Below are 18,081 nucleotides of genomic sequence, written 5' to 3' on the forward strand. Positions count from 1 at the left end.
ACAAGTCGACGCTGCTGGACCCGGCGAGGGAGGAGGCCCTGGAGAACCACGACGAGCGCATCAAGGCCCGGCAGAAGCAGTTGGACGAGCAGTACGTGGGGGGCGTGCTTCAGGAGGCCGGCCCGCCCGCGCCCCACCAGCCCGCGGCGCCGCACCCGCAGTCTCCGCCCGCCTTCCTCCCCCAGAGCCCCGCGAACCCCTCGCAGAGCCCTCTCCCGCCTCGGGCACCCGCAACACGGGCACCCGCAACACGAGGCCGGTCGCATTCCGCGCCGGCGCCGGTCACCGTCCCCCCGCAGCGGCCCACAGCCCTGCGCCCGTCGGCTCCCCTGCCGCCGCCGGCTGCTGATCCCGCCCCGCACAGCGTCAAGATCTCCCGGCCCTCCCCCGAGTTCCTGAAGAGCGCGGGCCACGCGGGACCCGTGAGTCAACGCCGGTTCAGCGCCCGGCGCACCGTCCTGCCGAACGGTGTCACCCAGGCGGAGATCACCGTACGCATCCGCCTGGACGCCCAGGACGGTGTGACCCCGGAGCTCATCCAGGCCACCAAGGACATGACGGACCGCGGCCTCAAGAAGTACTACGACGACCCGGGCCACCGACTGCCGAACGGCGATCTGCTGCGGGTGAGGGCCGAGTTCACCGACGACCCGAAGCGGGCGCACCACACCATCGCGCTGCACCTCGACCGCGACGGCACCGGCCGGAGCGACAGCGGGAACTGGCGCCTCTCCATGGACACCATCGATTCCCAGTCGCACATGCCGCCCCACGAGATCGGTCACCTCATGGGCCTGTGGGACTACTACCGCGATCCGCTGGAGGGGTACAAGTCCTGGCCGGTCTACGACGAGCACGCGCTGATGGGCGGCAACTACGCCGACCCGCTCTTCGGCCGGATCGTGTCCGACAACAACTTCCAGCGTCCATCGACCAAGTCGCCGTATCTGCGGATCATGCCCCGCGACCTCATGGTGCTGGGCACCTCGATCGGAGCGGCGCACCAGGACACATCACGGGTCCCCGCCGACATCCCGCTCGACGTACGGGAACGGGTCCTGCGCGGCGACCCCCGCACCGGAGCCGTCGGCCTGCTCGCCCCGCACGGCGCAGCCGACCGGCCCCGCCCGGTGGCCACCGGCGGGCGCAACCCGAACGGCACCTACCGGGCGGGCACCAACCCCGACGGCAGCGCCCGGACGGTGTTCCCCGACCACTGGACCATGGAGGAGGCGCTGTACGCCGTACGCCAGGTGTATCTGCGCGAGCAGGCCGCCGGCCGTCTCGTACCCACCACGGGCGCCCGTGGAATCGAGTCGGGGAACTACCGCTTCACCGGCGACTACCAGGGCGTACGGATCAAGGGCACCGCCGACGGCAAAGGCACCATCACCGACTTCGCACCCCACCACGACCAGACCGATCTGGAGACGCCCCTCCACCTCGAAATACCGGTCCGTCCCGAACTGACCGGCCATCTCCAATACCCCGCCCCTATGCCCGGATTCACCGACGACGCCGCGATCGGCGAGGCCGCGCTGCACTTCCTGACGTACGGCTCCACCCACAACAGGACCGGTGTCCACTACGCGCTGCCCGGTCCTGAAGGGGCCATCGCGCAGTACAACCAGGGCGTCCACATCCACCCGCTGTGGACCGCGCACCCGAACGGCACCAAGTGGGCCACGGTCTGGTTCCGGGACCCGAACCTGCGGGAGCGGACGGAACGGGCCGCCGCCAACGGCGATCGGCCCCCCTCCCCGTGGCAGCTCGGCGACCAGGAGAACGGGGCCATACTCGGCACCGACGGCACGACGAGCATCGGCCAACTGCTCTTCCCCGAACGCTGGTCGACGCACGATCTCTGGAACGCGATCGTCGTGGCCCACCGCGACGCGCACATCAGCCGTTCGTGGGTGGAGGTCCCGGAGGGCGGCTATCTCTGGGAGGGCGTGTACAACGACGTAAGGATGCACGGACACGTCCGTGACGGCGAACACCTGTGGGTCCGGCCCTCGACATACCAACCGCCGCTCCGGCCGGGCCTGTCCGAGGTGCTCGCGGTCACCGCTCCCCTACATTTCACCCTGCCCAAGCCGGATGGGACGCCGGCGCTGTTCCACGTCCACCGGGTGATCCACCGGGACGGCACCCTGGGGATGCGTATCACCCGGGTCCTGCAGTATCCGTCGCTGCTCCCGGAGCAGCACGGCCGACTGGTCGGCCGGCATCTGCCGGAGATGCGTGAGCGACTGACCGCCGCGTTCGACCGGGCCGACCCGTTTCGGCGGCGCGAACTGAGCTGGGTCACCTTCGACATAGCGCTGTCACTGATGGCCGACCCGGTGACGACGCTCAAGGACCACCCCGAAGTACCCGGCATCCTGACCGGCTCGGCCACGGGCGCCCTGACAGCAGTGATGACGGTCGACCCCACCGACCAACGGCGAATGGACCACCTCCTGCTCAGCGTCGCCAACCTGCTGCCTCCAGTGCCGCAGACAACGGCCGGCTGGCAGGTCCCGCAGGGGCAGCCGCACCGCGAGCAGGACCGGGTCTGGGCATCGGACGTGACGACTTCGCTCCACCGCAACACCCCGGCAGGACTGCTCGACGAGCCCGGCGTACAGAGGTTGCTGGAGCAGCATCGAAGCCGTCAGCCGTCCGGCCCGCTCACGAACGCGCACACCCACAGAGGCGGGAACCAGAACGCGGGCACCGGCATCGGCACCGACCGCACAGCCGCGGCGGCCGAAGCCCTCGGACTGCGCCCCTCCGACCTCACCAGCATCGAGACCATCCTGCGGGGCACCGCCCCCCTGCGCCCGGCCCTCGACGCACTCGGCCGGCTGACCGCCCGGCTGGAGGCCGGGCCCACCGGCCCGTTCATCCGCCGGATGACGGAAATCGGTGCGCCGCTCTCCACATGGTGGTCCTTCTCGTCGTATCTGCACACCAAGCAGATCCGGTTGTCCGACGTGGTCGGCAAGGACCTGGCCGGAGCCAAGAAGCTGCGCAACGACTCGCGCGCCCTGCCGTTCGTCCCGCCCGAGACGGCAGCCGAGGCGTACGCGCTGGGCGTACACCCGAACTATCTGGAACGACTGGCCGACACCCTCCACGTACGCCCGGAAGACGTCACCAACCTGGGCAGGGACAAGTCCTACTGGCAGCGGCCCCTTTCGCCCGAGGCCATGGCGCGCGACTACCTGGTCAGCGAGCGCGAGAGCCGGGAGCAGGTCCGCCTCGCCCGCGAGCAGACACGGTTCAACACCGTCGCCGACGAACTACTGGGCAGCGAATCCACCCTCGCCGAGAAGCGCTTCCACTCCTTCATGAACTGGTCCGGTGTGTCGCACCTGCCCCTGAGCATCTTCACGGATCAGCGCCTGCGGGAGCTGGTGGGGCACTGGCGGGTGAAGACGAATGACGGCACCGACCAGGTGCCTGCGAGCTTCGACCTGCGCAAGGACGGGCAGCAACACGCCGATCTGCTCCTTGCGGTGGAACTCGCCAGGCTGTCGGGGCCGCTCCCTCCAGAGCTGGCGGAGAAACTGGCCAGACGCGAGAAGCACATCAAGGGCCAGCTGGCCATATTGGACCTCGACTACGAGGGGGGTGTGCTCCAGGACGACGGCCCGCCCGTGACGCTGTCCGCGGACCAGTCCGCGCCCCACCGGCCTGCGGACCCGCAGCCGCCCCACCAGCCCGTGGAACCGCAGCCCGTGGAACCGCAGTCCGTGGAACCGCGGCCCGCGGCCCCTCACGCGCCCCTCCAGCCCCACCAGTCCCTGTCCACCGCCCTTCCGCAGAGCCCCGCGAACCCCCAGTGGAGCCCTGTCCCACCGCAGGCACCCACCGTCCCGGACACCCCTGTCACCCCGCAGCCCCCCGCTCCCTCCGACGGTCCCACTCCGGGCAGCGTCGAGATCCCCCAGCCATCGGACGCGTTCCTGGACAGCTCGGGCTACACGGGGCCCGTCCGGGAACGCCGGTTCACCGCCCGGCGCACCGAAGGGCCGGACGGTGTCACCAGCGCGGAGGTCACCGTACATATCCACCTGGACCCCCAGGGCGGAGCCACCACCGAACTCGTCGAGGCCGTCGAGGCCGCGACGGTCCGCAGCCTCGATACGTACTTCAACGAGCCGCGGCACCGCCTGCCGAACGGCGATCTGCTGCTGGTACGGGCCGAGTTCACCGACGACCCGGACCAAGCGCACCACATCATCGAGCTGCACCACGACCCGACTGGCAACGGCCGGTCGCGCTCCTCCGAGTGGCACGTCTCCGAGGAGACCATCGGATCCGAACTGCACATGCCCGCCCACGAGATCGGTCACTTGCTGGGCCTGTGGGACTACTACCGGCACGACGCCCCGGGGTCCGACCACAGGCCGGTCTACGACGATCACGCGCTGATGGGCGGCAGCTACATCGACCCGCTCTTCGGCCGCATCAGGGTCGACAGCCGTTTCCAGCCCTCGGCGCGACTGTCGCCGCATCTGCGGATCATGCCCCGCGACCTCCAGCTGCTGGGCACCTCGATCGGAGCGGCACTGCGGATACCGAAGCCCACCGCCAACATCCCGCTCGACGTACGGGAACGGGTCCTGCGCGGGAACCCCCGCACCGGAGCCATCGGCCTGCTCGCGCCGCACGGCGCCGTCGACCGGCCCCGCCCGGTGGCCACCGGCGTGCGCAACCCGAACGGCACCTACCAGGCGGGCACCCACGCCGACGGCAGCGTGCGGACGGTGTTCCCGGACCACTGGACCCTCGAAGAGGTGGTGTACGCCGTCCGGCAGGTGTATCTGCACGAGCAGCGCGCCGGCGGTCTGGTACCCACCACGGACACCCCCGGCATCACGCCGGGGAGCTATCACTTCGACGGCATCTACCAGGGTGTACGGATCAAGGGCACCGCCGGCCTCACCGGCACCATCACCGACTTCGCGCCCCACTCCGACCAGACCGAGACCTTGCCGCCCGGCCAATTCGGCCCGCCCGCCCCACTCGTGTCGCCCGCCCCACTCGGACCGCCCGCCCCCCTCGTGCCACCCGCCGAACTCGCACCACCGCCGGGGCTCAGCAATGAGCCCGCGATCGGTGAGAGGGCCCTGCACTTCGTGATGTACGGCGCCGCCCACAGCCGGACCGGCGTCCACTACAAGATGATCGGTGCGCGCGGGGCCGACGCGCAGCTCGACCAGGGCGTCTTCGTGGACCCGTTGTGGGCCTCGCTCCCGAACGGCACCCGGTGGGCCCGCGTCTGGTTCAAGGACCCGAACCTGCGGGGGCGGACGGCACAAGCGGCCGCCGACGGCACCCTGCCGCCTTCCGGGTGGCTGCTCGGCGACCAGGAGAACGAGGCCATGGTCGGCGCCGACGGCGAGGTGGCCACCGCCCACCTGCTCTTCCCCTCCTCCAATCGCTGGGCCGAGATAGTCATGGCCCACCGCAACGCACACTCCACCGGTTCCCTGGTGGAGGTCCCGGAGGGCGGCTATCTCTGGGAGGGCGTGCACAACGGCGTACGGATGCACGGACACGTCCGCGACGGCGAGCAGCTCTGGATCCGGCCTTCGTCGTTCCAGCCGCCGGCCCCGAAGCGTTCGCCCCAGGTGCTCGCGGCCACCGCCCCCGTACGTTTCGGGGAGCCCGGACCGGATGGCACGGCGGCACCGTTCCGCGTCCAGCGGGTGATCCACTCGGACGGCTCGCTGGGGGTGCACATCACCCGGGAGCTGCGGCATCCGGCGTTGTCCCCGGAGCTGCGCGAGGATCTGACCGACATGCTGCCCAAGACGCAGACGCAGCTGGCCGGCTTCAACCGGCCCGACCCGTCCGGACACCGCGAACTGAGCCTGATCAGCTTTGGCGTGGAGCTGTCGCCGGTGGACGACCCGACGGTGAGCGAAGACAGCACGGAACTGACGGACATCATGGCGGGCTCCCCGAACCCGGGCACGCTGAAGAACCTGATGGGGTTCGACCCCGACGTCCGGGAGGAAATGGACACGTTCCTGTCCCGGGCCACACCTCTGCTGCCGCCGGTACCGGAACTGCCGTCCGGCTGGGAGGGTCCGCAGGGTCAGCCGCACCACGAGCTGGGCCCGGTCTGGACGGCGGACGTGGCGGCTTCCCTGCGCCGCAACACCCCGGCCGGACTGGTCGACGAGCCGGGCGTACGTCTGTTGTTGGCGAAGTACCGAAGCGCGAACCCCACCGGCCCCGGCACAAGCACGAACGCGGGCACGGAGACGGGCACAGGCACGGAGACGGGCGCGGGCGCCGACCGCACGGCGGCGGCAGCCCAGGCCCTCGGACTGCGCCCCTCCGACCTGACGAGCATCGAGGTCGCCCTGCGGGGACCCACTCTCCTCGGCCCGGCCCTCGCCGCGCTCGACAAGCTCACCGTCCGTCTGGGCGCCGGACCGCACTCCACGGCCGAACTCGTCAAGCGAATGACGGAAATCGGTGTGCCGCTCTCCGAGTGGTGGGACTTCTCGTCCTTTGTGCACACCCAACGGGACTGGGTGTCCGCCGCGGAACCCGACAAGCGGCTCACCATGTCCGACATGATCACCAAGGATCTCGCCGAGGCCAAGGCGGTGTACGACGGCTCGGTCGCCCGCCGGCTGCCGCCCGTCCCGCGCGAGACAGCGGCCGAAGCCTTCGCCCTCGGCGTGCACCCGCGCTATCTGACACGGCTGGCCGACGCCCTTCGCCTGGACCCGGAGGACGTCAAGAAGCTGCCCAGGAGCAGGTTCATCCCGCGCCAGGCCCTCTCGCCCGAGGGCCTGGCGCTGAAGTACCGGATCGATCACCGGAGTGAGGTGCTGGACCTCGGCTTCGCCCGCGACCGGACACGGTTCAACACCATCGTCGGCGAGCTGATGTACGGCGCACCCGTCCCCCCGGGACTGTTCCATTCCTTCATGCACTGGTCCACGGTCGCGGACCATGGGCTGCACGCGTTCACCGATCGTCAACTGGGACAGTTGGTGGAGGAATGGTTCATGAGCCCACCGGCCAAAACCGGAAAGGTGCCCGTAGGCTACGACTCGCTCGCGGCACGGAAGGAACACACCGCCCTGCTCCATGACATAGAGGTGGCCGAGCAGTCGGGGCAGCTGACCGCCGAACAGGCAACGGCGCTGAGGCTGCACGAGCGGAGCATCGAGCAGCGGATGAGGTCGCTGTACCAGCGGCTCAGGCAGGGCGAGCAGCAGAACGAGGATCCACCCGTGACACTGTCCGCGCAGGTCTTCGCCGCACTGTCCGGCAACGACTGACACCCACGAGCGACGCGCACGACGGACGCACACGAGCAGCACGAGAAGCAGGAGAGGCGAGGCGGCCATGGCGAGCACGGAACCCGGTTCGGACAGCGAGGTGTCCGCTGCTGCGGAGACACCGGAGGGGACCGCGGAGACCGCGGAGGCCGCGGAGGCCGCGGAGGCCGCGCCGGAGCCGGCCGGTGGCGCGGAGAAGGGTTCGGCGGACGGCTCGGTGCGGGGCGCGGCGAAGCCCCCGGTCACGGAGTCCGGCTCCGGCGCACCGCGCCGTGTCACGTCGTCGGCCGTCAGCGGGGTCATAGGCGCCGAGATACCCGCCGCATCCCAGGCCGGCAGCCCCGCGACCGCCACGCAGAGCGCGGGCCCCGGGGTCGCCCCCGCGGGCGGACCCGAGACGGAGCCCGCAGGACAGACCACCGCGGAGGAGCCCGCCGCGACGGAGCAGCCCGCCGGGGAGCGGCCCGCGGCGGCGCCGGCCACGGAACCGGCGGAAGGCGCAGCTCCCCAGGCCGACTTGGGCCGGGGCGCCACCGCCGCACCGCGCAAGCGCCCCGCGCTGGTCGCCGCCCTGGCGAGTCTCACCCGTACCCGCACCTCATCGGCCACCGATGCCGCGCCCGGCACGGCAGGCACCGCTACCGCGACCGCCGTCGGCGGCAGCGCGGGCAACGGCCCCGGGGGCAGCGACGTGGAGGGCGGCGGGCCCGGGGCCCCCGGCAAGGTGTCCCGGCCGATGGTCGCCGCTGCCGCCATCGGCGGTGTCGTACTGCTGTCGCTCCCCTTCGTCGTCGCCTCCGCCACGGGCGGCGACGGCCCCAAGCACAACTCCCGGAACGCCGCCGCTGGTTACACCGACCCGGGTCAGGGCGCCGACGGATTCGTCCCGGGCGCGGACGCCACCAGGAGGCCCGCGCTGCCCGGGGGTTCGAAGCGCTCGGGCTCGACGGGCGGTCTGGGCGCGCCCCCGATCACGGAGGCCGCGTCCGCGGACAGTGTGAGCGGACCCGGCGAGAAGCCCGCCGACGGCAAGAAGGACGGTCAGCAGAGCGACGGCAAGGACACCGGGACGGAGAAGGGACAGGGCGACAAGAAGTCCGGCCCCGGCTCCTCATCCGACAGCAGCGGCGACGGCAGCAGCGGAAGCAGCGGCAACGGCACCGCCAGCCATGGCTCCAAGGTCAATTCGGCCATGCTCTTCTCCGCGGTCGGCGGCCCGCACTGTTCCAGCAGCTCCGTCACATACGAGGAGCGCGGTGCGTACAGCGACGACCAGGAGGGGTGGACGACCCACGACGGCTCGTACGCGTCCGGCGGCTGCACGGGCCGCTACCGTTCGATGCCGATGTCCGGGAGCAGCTCCAAGGACTCCGGCAACAGCGTGATCTGGGTCTTCCGCACCGGGAAGGTGACGTCGGGGAGCTGCAAGGTGAGCGTCTACATCCCGAACGACAGCGTGGCCCGCCATGTGGGCGGGCAGCCCTCGTACTACACCGTCCACGACGGGACGACGGGGAACGACACCCAGCTGGGCAGCTTCACGATCACGCAGGTGAGCCACCGGGGGCAGTGGGTCGGCGCCTCCACGTACAAGGTCTCCAAGGGGCTGCTGACCGTCAAGCTCCACGACCGGGGGGACGACTGGAGCAGCTCGTCCCGGGACAACGCCCACCACGCGGTGTCCGCGGTCCGGGTGGAGTGCACGGCGTAACGTCCACCGGGCCCGGCCGGCCGTTCACTTCACCCTGGGCGGCCGGCCGGTGTTGCCCGAGGCCAGCGGGGAGCGGGCCAGCTCCACACAGCCGAGGGCGACCAGGGCGAGCGCGCCCAGCTCCGGCACCAGCCACCAGCCGGTCCGCAGGCTCTCGCCGAACAGGGTCACGCCGTACAGGATGCTGATGAGCGCGTCCCCGAGCGTCAGCATCGGCTGGACCGCGACCAGGGTGCCCGCCTGGAGGGCGTTCTGCAGCAGGAAGAGCGCGCCCACGCCGGCCGCCGCCGTGCCGTAGAGCTGCCAGGCCGTCAGCAGCTGGATCCGCCCGTCACCCTCGCCGAGCCGCGCCACGGCGTCCTTCATCAGGGCGGCGGTGAGGGCGTAGCCACAGGCGGCGGCGAGGCCGAGGAGGGCCCCGCGGGAGTTGCCGCGGGTCTTGAGGGCCGCACCGATGAGGACCACCTCGAAGATCCCGGTCAGGACCAGTGCCGGGATCCACACCAGGCCCTCGACGGTCTCGCCACCGCCGCCCGGAGCCGCCGTCGCCATCCCGAGTGCGAGGCCGAGGGTCACCGCGGCCACGCCGTACCAGACGGTGCGGGGCAGCCGTACGCGCAGAAGGTGACCGGCGAGCAGCAGTGTGGCGGGCAGTTCGATGACGAAGATCGGCTGCACCACGGCGATGGGCCCGGTGGCCAGGGCGACGGCCTGGCAGACGGCCGCGACGATCACCAGACCGACCCCGGCCAGCCACACCCGCTGGCGGATCAGATGGCCGAAGAGCGAGACATGCATCGTCTCGGCGTCGGGCACCTTCGCGGCGGCACGGCGCTGGAAGACGGATGCGGCGCCGTTGCTGAGCGCGGTGAGCACGGCGAAGAGAACACTGATCACCGGTCCATGATGAAGGGCGGGGTATACGAAACGGGGACCCGCCCGCTCCGGCCGCGCCGCCACCGTCCCGGCGCGGGTGAGGCGCGGGGCCCGGCCCCACCCCCGTAGGCGCCGGCCCCCTCCCCCGCGTCCGGAGGGTGCGCGCCACAGTGCCCGCCCACGGGCTTACCTGGCAATCGAATTCGGCCACCAGCGAATCCGGTTGCCGGTTCCGGGTCCGGGAGTGCTGCCGTACGGGGTGCCGCCGTCCCGGGGGGCTCTACGAGGTCGCGCCCGACCCGGGCTTCTCGCCGCGAGGGAAGGAGATCTCGACGCGGCGGTTCTTCGTACGGCCTTCCTCGGTGGCGTTGGAGGCGATCGGGTAGTCCTCGCTGTAGCCGCGGATATCGAACGTGACGTCGGAGCCGAGCGACGTGGCCAGCTCCTGCTGTACGGCGTCGGCCCGCCGTTTGGAGAGGACCTTGCCGTGCTGGTAGGACCCGAGGTCGTCGGTGAACCCGAAGACCCGGACCTTGGTGGCGTGCTGGGCCAGCACCTCGTCGGCGATGGCCTTGATACGGGCGTGGGCCTCGGGGTTGAGCTTGGAGCTGTCCTTGGCGAAGAGGACTTCGGCCTGGAGCGCGAACGTCACATCGGCGTTGGTGTCCTCACGGCGCTCCTCGCCGCCCAGGTCCTCGACGACGGACTTGATGTCCAGGACATGGGAGGCGGCGAGCGTCGCCCCGTCACCGAGCCGCAGCCCGGGGGCGGCCGGCTCGATGGCGGGCGGCGGTGAGGACGTCGTACTGTCCGGTGGCGCGCCGGGGCTGGGCCCGGCGGCCCGCGCCCCGGTGACGGTCAGCCCGGTGAGCAGGAGGGCGGCGGCGAGGGTGGCCGCGGGGCGGCGGGGTCGTCTCATGGCTCACTGCCCGTCGGAGATGTCGATGGTGGCCGGGGGCATGTCGGCGATCTGGAACTCGACGGACTTGGTGCTGGCGGGCGGGGCGGGGAACTGGGCGTAGAACGGCTTCTCCTCGTCCGCCTGGATCCCGCCGCTGAACTTGGTGCAGAGGCAGCGCCCGTCGGTGTCCCGCAGAATGAGGTACTTCTTCTTGCCTGCCTGGTCGACCAGCGCGGCCCCGGCCATCGACGTGGAGTTGGCGGCCAGTTCCTTCTCGTCCCCCGCCCAGCTGGGTTCGAGCCAGTACTTGCCGCCCCCGTTCTTCACCGTTCCGCTGACGGTGAGGAAGCCCCCGGTGTCGCGTACGGCGGACGTGATGGTCAGGGTGATGTCGGAGCCGCCCTTGACCTGGGCGAGGACCTTGTCGGCCGACGCGGCCGGGGACTGCTGTGCCGGGTCGCCGCTCGGCTTCGCACCGGCCGCAGGGGAGGACGTACTCCCCTTGTCCTTGCCTCCGCCGTCGCTTCCGCAGCCCGCCACGGTGAGAGCCAGGCCCGCTGTGACTGCCACAGCGGCCAGCAACGTGCGGGCCTTCAAGGTGCGCCGCATGCTCATTTCCTACTCATCCTCACTCGGCCAGGTGAACAGCGAACAGGTCCTTCGGCTGGGGCAGTTCGGTCGGGTCGGGCTTCTTGGGGTCGATCTCCCAGTGCCGGCCGTCACAGTCGAACGCGACCGTCTTCGGGTCGTCGGACGACGCGACCGAGCAGCGCGGCTCGATCATCGCGACGGCGTGGGCCTTGGCATGCCTGCCCTCCGTACCGGGGATGACGGACTTGCCGACGGTGAACCGGGTGGTGATCGTCGCCTCGAAAGCGGGATACCCCTTGACCGTGGTCGGCACCAGAGCGTCGAGGGTGGCGTCGTTGTCGCCCGCGAGCCGGGCCGCCGCCGCGCTCCCCGTACCGGCGACCGGGTGGTCGCCGAGCAGCCAGCCCGCCCAGGCGTCCTTCTGCCCGAGCGAGCCGGTCAGCCCGTCGGCCATCTGGTCCCGTACGTCCTGGGCCGCGGCCAGAGCCGCGGCGTCGGCGGCCGACTGGGCACCGTTGCGGGCCACGGCGGCCTGGGCGAAGGCGAAATAGGCGAAGGCCAGGAAGAGCAGCCCGCCCACCACGACGACATAGATGAGGATGGTCTGACCCCGGTCGCACTCGGCACGGGACGGTCTCAGCCGCCGGTGATGGAGTTCACCGCGGTACCGATCGCCTTCGAGATGATGTTCTGCAGCCCGAGCCCCCGCACCGCCACCACGATCAGCGCCACGATCACCAGCAGCCCGCCGTACTCCACGATGCTCGCGCCGCTGTCGCCCGCGCGCCGGCGCATCCGCGAGACCACCGTGTCGCGCCAGGTGCCGAGCGCCAGATACGCCTTCAGCGTGATGTCCTTCGCCATGCTCTGCCCCTTCGGGAACGTACGACTCCGTCTCTGCGGCGGGGCTGCCGTGCCCGGTGCCCCGCCTCCCCTCACCGCGCAGGGTTTCAGCCAGGCCTGCCGGGCTCCCACGCGGACGTAACCAGCCATGTCGCTCGCGCGAAAGGGCTGTTGGTGCTGGTTCGGTCGGAGCGGCACTCATGCCGGAGGCGGTGCGGTGCATGGCCTGCGCCTCCCTCGGACTCGGCCCGAAGTCATATCCCTGGGGAGAGCGTGGCACAAAGGGGTGCGGCCCCGAAGCGGCTGACAGAAAGTGGCCGGAACCCACCCTCCGTGTCACCACCGGCATCAGGGCACACATCAGGGGTGTCATCGCTCAGTTCCCGAAGAGCGAGCCGAAGTCGGTGGTGGAGCCCAGGAACATATTGGTGACGATCAGGATGAGCGTCGCCGGGACCATCGTGATCAGTGTGACCACCGTGGCCTGCGGGATCGCCTTCGCCGCCCGGCGGCGGGAGTTCTGCGCGTCGGTGCGGCGCATGTCGTTGGCGATCTGTATCAGCGTCTCCGCGATGGGCGCGCCCAGCTCCTCGCCCTGCTGGAGCGCGCTCACGAACTGTGAGACCTGCTCGGACTCGTTACGTCTGCGCAGCTCGTCGAAGGCCTGGCGGCGGCTGACGCCCATGTCCATCTGGCGCAGGGTGATGCGCAGTTCGTCGGCCCAGGGCCCCTCGTACTTCTCGGCGACCCGCTCCAGTGCCTGCCGGAACCCCAGACCCGCGCTGACGACCACCGCGAGGACGTCGAGGAAGTCGGGCAGGGTCCGCTCGATGATGTCCTTGCGTCTGCGGATGGCCTGCCAGATCGTCGCGTCGGCGGCGAACGCCCCGTAGGCGAAGGCGAAGACGGCGAAGATCCAGCTGCCGTTGGTGAGCAGTGCGAGCCCGGCGAGGCCGCCGAAGATGCCGTACACCGCGCGGCGGGCCGCATAGCGGTCGACGGTCAGGCCGCCGGGGTTGCCCGCCGCGTCGATCCTGCGGCGTTTGCGCTCCACCGCCCGGGGGCCCATCGCCCTGAGCACGGCGGGCGCGAAGCGCATCCCCGCCCGGTCGACCGCCCCCTCGGCGCCGCCCACCCGCGTTGCGCCCACTTCGAGTGCGACGGCGAGATCGCTGGGGATCTTCACTTCGGAGCGGTACATCCGCACGCCCTGGAAGATCCCGGCGACGGCCGCGCCGAGCGCGAGGGCGAGGACCAGTCCCACCATGGCTGTTCTCCCGTCCCCTCAGACTTCGATCTTGCCGAGGCGTCGCATGCCGATGAACCCGACGGCGTACAGGCCGAGTGCGACGAGCACGGCCGCCTGGCCGAGCGGGTGGCCGGTCATCCGGGCCAGCGAGCCGGAGTCCATCGAGTTGAGCATGATCATGGCGCCCAGGCCGAGCAGTGGCAGGGTGTACGCGGTGGCGTTGACCTCGGAGAGCATCGTGACGACCTCGCGCCGGGTCTCCTTGCGCTCCTCCAGCGTCTCGGTGAGGTTGCGCAGGCTGCCGACGACCGTGCCGCCCGCGCGGTTGGAGAGGACGAGCGTGGTGACGAGCACGACCAGTTCCCGTGAGGGCAGCCGGGTGGCCAGCTCGCCCAGGGTCTCGTCGATGGACCTGCCGAGGGCCAGCTGGGCGGTGACCGTGGCCAGCTCCTCGCCCGCCGGGGCCTCCAGCTCCTCCGCCGCCATGCCCAGCGCGGTACGGAGCGCGAGCCCGGCGGCGGTCGCGTTGGCCAGGATCCGGGACAGTTCGGGGAGCTGGTTGATGAACGCCTCGATGCGCTTCTGGCGCTGCCAGTTGAGGAAGGTGTGGCCCGCCCAGAGGGCGACCAGGCCCGCGACCGGCCCGAAGAAGGGGGCCAGCGCGGCGGACGCGATCAGCCAGAGTGCGGCGACGCCCCCGAGGACGTACACGGTGAACTCGCCCGCCGTCAGGTCGAGTCCGGTCGCGGCGAGCCGCAGCTGGAGCCGCTTGCCGAAGGCCGTTCCGCGGAGCCTGCGGTCGACCCCGCCGAAGCGGCGGACGCGCAGCCCCTCGGGGCGCGGCCCGCTGTACGAGAGCCGGTCGACCAGGGCTTCGCGCTGGGCCCTCCCCCTGGCGTACAGATGGATGCCGGTGACGGCGAGCACACCGCAGAGCAGCGTGCCGCCGAGCGCCAGCAGAGCGGTGTCGGTCATGGTGCTGCCCTACCTCGCCTCTCTCGTGTGGAGCGGGTCGACGTCTTCCACCACGCCGAACGCGGGCGGGACCGCCTCGTTCGCGAGGTACAGCCGCTCCGCGATCCGGCGTGGCAGCGGCAGGTGCTCGAACCGGCCGTGCACGACCCGGTCCGCGTTCATCGGCTCCGCCCGGAACCGGGCGACCGGGGCGATCCGGAAGCTCTCCCGCCCATGGCTGACCAGCAGGGACATCTCGCTGATCCGGCGGGAGCCGTCGGCGTGCCGGGTGAGCTGGACGATGACGTCGACCGCGCTGTTGATCTGGTCGCGCAGCGCCTCGAAGGGGATCTCCACCTCGGACATCGACCCCAGGGTCTGGAGCCGCATCAGCGCGTCCTCGGCGCTGTTGGAGTGCACGGTGGCGAGCGAGCCGTCGTGCCCGGTGGACATCGCCTGGAGCATGTCGAGCGTCTCGCCGCCGCGCACCTCGCCGACGATGATCCGGTCGGGGCGCATCCGCAGCGAGTTGCGGACCAGGTCGCGGATGGTGATCCGGCCGTTGCCCTCGACGTTGGCCGGCCGGGTCTCCAGGCGTACGACATGGGCCTGCTGGAGCTGGAGTTCGGCCGCGTCCTCGACGGTGATGATGCGTTCGTGGTCCGGGATGAGGCCGGAGAGCGCGTTGAGGAGGGTGGTCTTCCCGGAGCCGGTGCCGCCGGAGACGATCACGTTGAAGCGGGCCCTGACGAACGCGGAGAGGAGCAGCAGCATCTGCTCGTCCAGGGTGCCGAGCGCGATCAGCTCCTGGAGCCGGTACGCACGGGGGAAGCGGCGGATGGTGAGGGTGGGGCCGGTCAGGGAGAGCGGCGGGATGATGACGTTGACACGCTCGCCCGAGGGCAGCCGGGCGTCGACCATCGGATTGGACTCGTCGACCCGGCGGTTGACGGTCGACACGATGCGCTCGATGGTCTGCATCAGCTGCTCGGTCGAGGCGAAGCGCATCGGCAGCTGCTCGACGCGTCCGGCCCGCTCGACGAAGATCGCGTCGGGGCCGTTGACCATGATCTCGGTGATGGACGCGTCTTCCAGGAGCGGTTCCAGTACGCCGAGACCGAGGGCCTCGTCCACGACCCGGCGGATCAGCTGGGAGCGTTCGGCGGTGGAGAGCACCGGGCCCTCGCGGCTGATGATGTGGCCGAGTACCCGCTCCAGCCTGGCGCGCCGGTCGGCGGCGGCCAGCGAGGACATCTCGGCGAGGTCGATCTCCTCCAGGAGCTTGGCCCGGTAGACGGCGACCTGGTGGCCGTCCTCCCGGCCGCCGCCGTGCTCCTCGGGGGCGGCGATACGGGCGCGCAGGCTCATGGTGCCTCCCTGTCGCTCTGGGCTGTGAAGTTCCGGGCTGTGGAGTCCCGGGCTGTGGAGTCCCGGGCTGTGGCGCCCGCGGCCGTGGTGTCGTTCGGCATGGTGACGGTGCGGTGGACCGGGCCGAAGAGGTGGATGCCCGGCAGGACGGAGGGGACGGTGACGGTGGCGGTCGCGCTGATGGTGTCGCCGCCGCCGACCGCGATGCGGGTGTTGCCCTGGAGCCAGCCGGACACGGCGTCGCGTCCGGCGGCGGCGCCGGTGCCGGGCTCCAGGGCCTCGGTACGGGCTGCGGCGCGGGCCGCGGTGCCTGCCTGGTTGGCGGTGTAGCCGACGATGCCGAGCTGGATGGCTGCCATGCCGATGAGGAGGAGGATCGGGAGCATGCCGGTGAATTCGAGGATGGCGGTGCCGCGGTCGTCCCGACGGAGACGGGTGCGCGTGCGGCGGATGGTGCGGGTTTCGGGGGCTCCGCCCCCGGGCCCCCGGCCCTCAAACGCCGGACGGGCTGGATTTCCCCGACGTCGGCTTGATCCCCCAGCCTGGCGTTTCCAGCACACCCGCGCCAGGAATGAGCCCGTCCTGCGGGTCCCCCCGGTCGAAGTCCGGGGGAGACCGAGGACCAGGGTCCGCGGCGGAGCCCCCGCAAGGACGCGCCGCCTCATCTCCCGTCCCCCTCCAGCGCCGCCCCCGCGCTCCCGTCCACCGGCCAGGGGAAGTTCCCGGCCCCGGGGAAGAGGACCGGGGTACGCAGATGGACGGTGGCCTTCATCAGGTTTCCCGACGCGCCGCAGTCGACCTTCGCCGCCCCCCGCCAGTTGGCCGGCAGCCGTTTCAGGCCCGCATCTCGGCAGCCCGCCGTCGTGCCGTCCACCGCGTACGAGGCCGTGGCCGCCCGCGCCGCCTCGTCCGCCGCGTTGCCCGCGAGCGAGAACGTGTAGCCCCACAGGACGCACTGCCACATCGCCACCAGGACGAAGGCGATCAGCGGGGCCATCCCGGCGAACTCGACCAGGGCCGAGCCCCGGTCGCTGTCCAGGCGGGTGCCGCGGACGCGCAGCAGGCCGGTGCGGCCGCCCCTGCCGTGGGAGGCCGAGGTCTGCGTCTTCACCAGGCCGAGTTCACCGGCCAGAGACCACATCGCCTGCTTGACCGTGGAGCGGCTGTCCAGGTCCTGCATCCGGCCCGCGTCCACCGCGGCCTGGAGCTCCTTGAAGTGGGCGGGGACCGCGGTGCGGGCCGCCTTCGTACCGGTGATGCGCTCGACCAGCGGCGGCTGGATCTCGGCGCTCCGGGTGGCCCGGTTGACGACGGTGAGCGTCTCCTCCGCCTTACGGACCTGGAGCCGGTCCCACATCCGCACCATCCGCTTGGCGGCCCGGACGGCCACCACGTCCGGGGTGACCAGGAGCAGGGCGTGGTCGGCCATTTCGACGGCGGCCGCGTTGGCGCCGGTCAGCTGGGTTCCGCAGTCCACGACCACGACCTCGTACCGGCCGCGCAGCGCGCTGATCGCCTGCCGGGCGACCCGGTCGGTGACCTCCTCACCCCGCTCGCCGTCGCCGGGCGCGAGGAGCAGCCCGAGCCCGGTCGGGTGTGCGTACACCGCGTCCTGGATGACCCGGGGCGAGATGTCGGCGATGCCCGCGAGATCGGCGATGGACCGGCGGAACTGCACGTCGAGAAAGGAGGCGACGTCACCGGACTGGAGGTCGAGGTCGACCAGGGCGACCGACCTGCCGGACGCCTGTGCGGCCAGGGCGAGTTGGACCGCGGTGACGGTGGCGCCGACGCCGCCCTTGGCCCCGGTGACCGTGACGACCGTGCCGCCGGGACCTGCGGCCCGGTCGGGGCCTGCGCCGAGGTGGCGGCGTACGCCGGTGGACCAGGAGGCCGCGTTCTGCACCCGGGCCGCCAGCTCCTCGTAGCCGAGCGGCAGCCCGATGAGACCGCGGGCGCCCGCGTCCATCGCGGAGGTGTAGAGGAGCGGGCTGATGTCGGCGGTGATGAGGACGACGCCGACCGCGGGGAAGCGCAGCGCGACCTCCCTGATCAGCTCCAGGGCCGGGGCCGGGCCGATCCGTTCGTGGACCAGGACGACCTCGGGCAGTTCGTCGAGCGATTCGGCGGCCAGCCGGGCGAGCAGGTCGAGCAGCGAGGTCGAGTCGGCGACCGGCGGGAAGGGTTCCGCGTCGGGGAGCTGGCTGAGCAGGGTGATCACCGCGCGCGCCGCGTCCGCGTCACCGGCCACGGGGAGGATGCGAGTCGTCATCTGTCCCTCACCTGTCGC

Annotated in this window: 12 protein-coding genes (1 of these 12 running past the window's edge); 2 read left to right on the forward strand and 10 right to left on the reverse strand. The window is 71.5% G+C overall.

The genetic code is table 11. From position 1 onward, the window contains the following. Nucleotides 1-7,298, forward strand: partial view of an EndoU domain-containing protein gene (locus ACWGKJ_RS00140; protein WP_453315648.1) — the 3' end only. Its footprint begins 20,071 nt before the window's first position; only the last 7,298 of its 27,369 coding nucleotides appear in the window; its start codon lies beyond the left edge, outside the window; the stop codon is at nucleotides 7,296-7,298. A 67-nt stretch (nucleotides 7,299-7,365) separates the two neighbouring features. Continuing rightward, complete coding sequence (locus ACWGKJ_RS00145) at nucleotides 7,366-9,009, forward strand: hypothetical protein (protein WP_385018866.1); 1,644 nt, start codon at nucleotides 7,366-7,368, stop codon at nucleotides 9,007-9,009. 24 nt (nucleotides 9,010-9,033) lie between these two features. On the opposite strand, the gene ACWGKJ_RS00150 is transcribed toward ACWGKJ_RS00145, so the two are convergent. From ACWGKJ_RS00150 to ACWGKJ_RS00195, 10 genes are all read right to left on the reverse strand, one after another. Further along, the gene (locus tag ACWGKJ_RS00150; protein WP_385018864.1) at nucleotides 9,034-9,906 is read right to left on the reverse strand and encodes a DMT family transporter; all 873 of its coding nucleotides are present in this window, start codon (nucleotides 9,904-9,906) and stop codon (nucleotides 9,034-9,036) included. A 259-nt stretch (nucleotides 9,907-10,165) separates the two neighbouring features. Further along, nucleotides 10,166-10,804 carry an OmpA family protein gene (locus ACWGKJ_RS00155; protein ID WP_385018862.1) on the reverse strand — a complete coding sequence of 213 codons (639 nt, stop codon included), beginning with the start codon at nucleotides 10,802-10,804 and terminating at the stop codon, nucleotides 10,166-10,168. A 3-nt stretch (nucleotides 10,805-10,807) separates the two neighbouring features. Next, a complete protein-coding gene (locus tag ACWGKJ_RS00160; protein ID WP_385018860.1) occupies nucleotides 10,808-11,395 on the reverse strand; it encodes a hypothetical protein in 588 nt (195 codons plus the stop codon). Between the two features lie 19 nt (nucleotides 11,396-11,414). Then, a complete protein-coding gene (locus ACWGKJ_RS00165) occupies nucleotides 11,415-12,017 on the reverse strand; it encodes a pilus assembly protein TadG-related protein (RefSeq protein WP_453315655.1) in 603 nt (200 codons plus the stop codon). Then, nucleotides 12,014-12,241, reverse strand: a complete 228-nt coding sequence (locus tag ACWGKJ_RS00170) for a hypothetical protein (protein ID WP_164262970.1) — start codon at nucleotides 12,239-12,241, stop codon at nucleotides 12,014-12,016. The genes ACWGKJ_RS00165 and ACWGKJ_RS00170 overlap by 4 nt, the downstream gene beginning before the upstream one ends. Before the next feature lie 355 nt (nucleotides 12,242-12,596). Continuing rightward, complete coding sequence (locus ACWGKJ_RS00175; protein ID WP_385018858.1) at nucleotides 12,597-13,487, reverse strand: DUF5936 domain-containing protein; 891 nt, start codon at nucleotides 13,485-13,487, stop codon at nucleotides 12,597-12,599. An 18-nt stretch (nucleotides 13,488-13,505) separates the two neighbouring features. Beyond that, nucleotides 13,506-14,444 (reverse strand): type II secretion system F family protein, encoded by a 939-nt coding sequence (locus tag ACWGKJ_RS00180; RefSeq protein WP_385018856.1) that lies wholly within the window; start codon nucleotides 14,442-14,444, stop codon nucleotides 13,506-13,508. Nucleotides 14,445-14,453: 9 nt separating this feature from the next. Beyond that, a complete protein-coding gene (locus ACWGKJ_RS00185; protein ID WP_385018854.1) occupies nucleotides 14,454-15,791 on the reverse strand; it encodes a CpaF family protein in 1,338 nt (445 codons plus the stop codon). Then, the gene (locus ACWGKJ_RS00190) at nucleotides 15,788-16,177 is read right to left on the reverse strand and encodes a TadE/TadG family type IV pilus assembly protein (protein ID WP_385018852.1); all 390 of its coding nucleotides are present in this window, start codon (nucleotides 16,175-16,177) and stop codon (nucleotides 15,788-15,790) included. The genes ACWGKJ_RS00185 and ACWGKJ_RS00190 overlap by 4 nt, the downstream gene beginning before the upstream one ends. A gap of 275 nt (nucleotides 16,178-16,452) precedes the next feature. Beyond that, complete coding sequence (locus tag ACWGKJ_RS00195; protein ID WP_385018850.1) at nucleotides 16,453-18,063, reverse strand: AAA family ATPase; 1,611 nt, start codon at nucleotides 18,061-18,063, stop codon at nucleotides 16,453-16,455. Nucleotides 18,064-18,081: the final 18 nt, after the last annotated feature.

It is taken from the genome of Streptomyces sp. NPDC054757 (assembly GCF_053612185.1).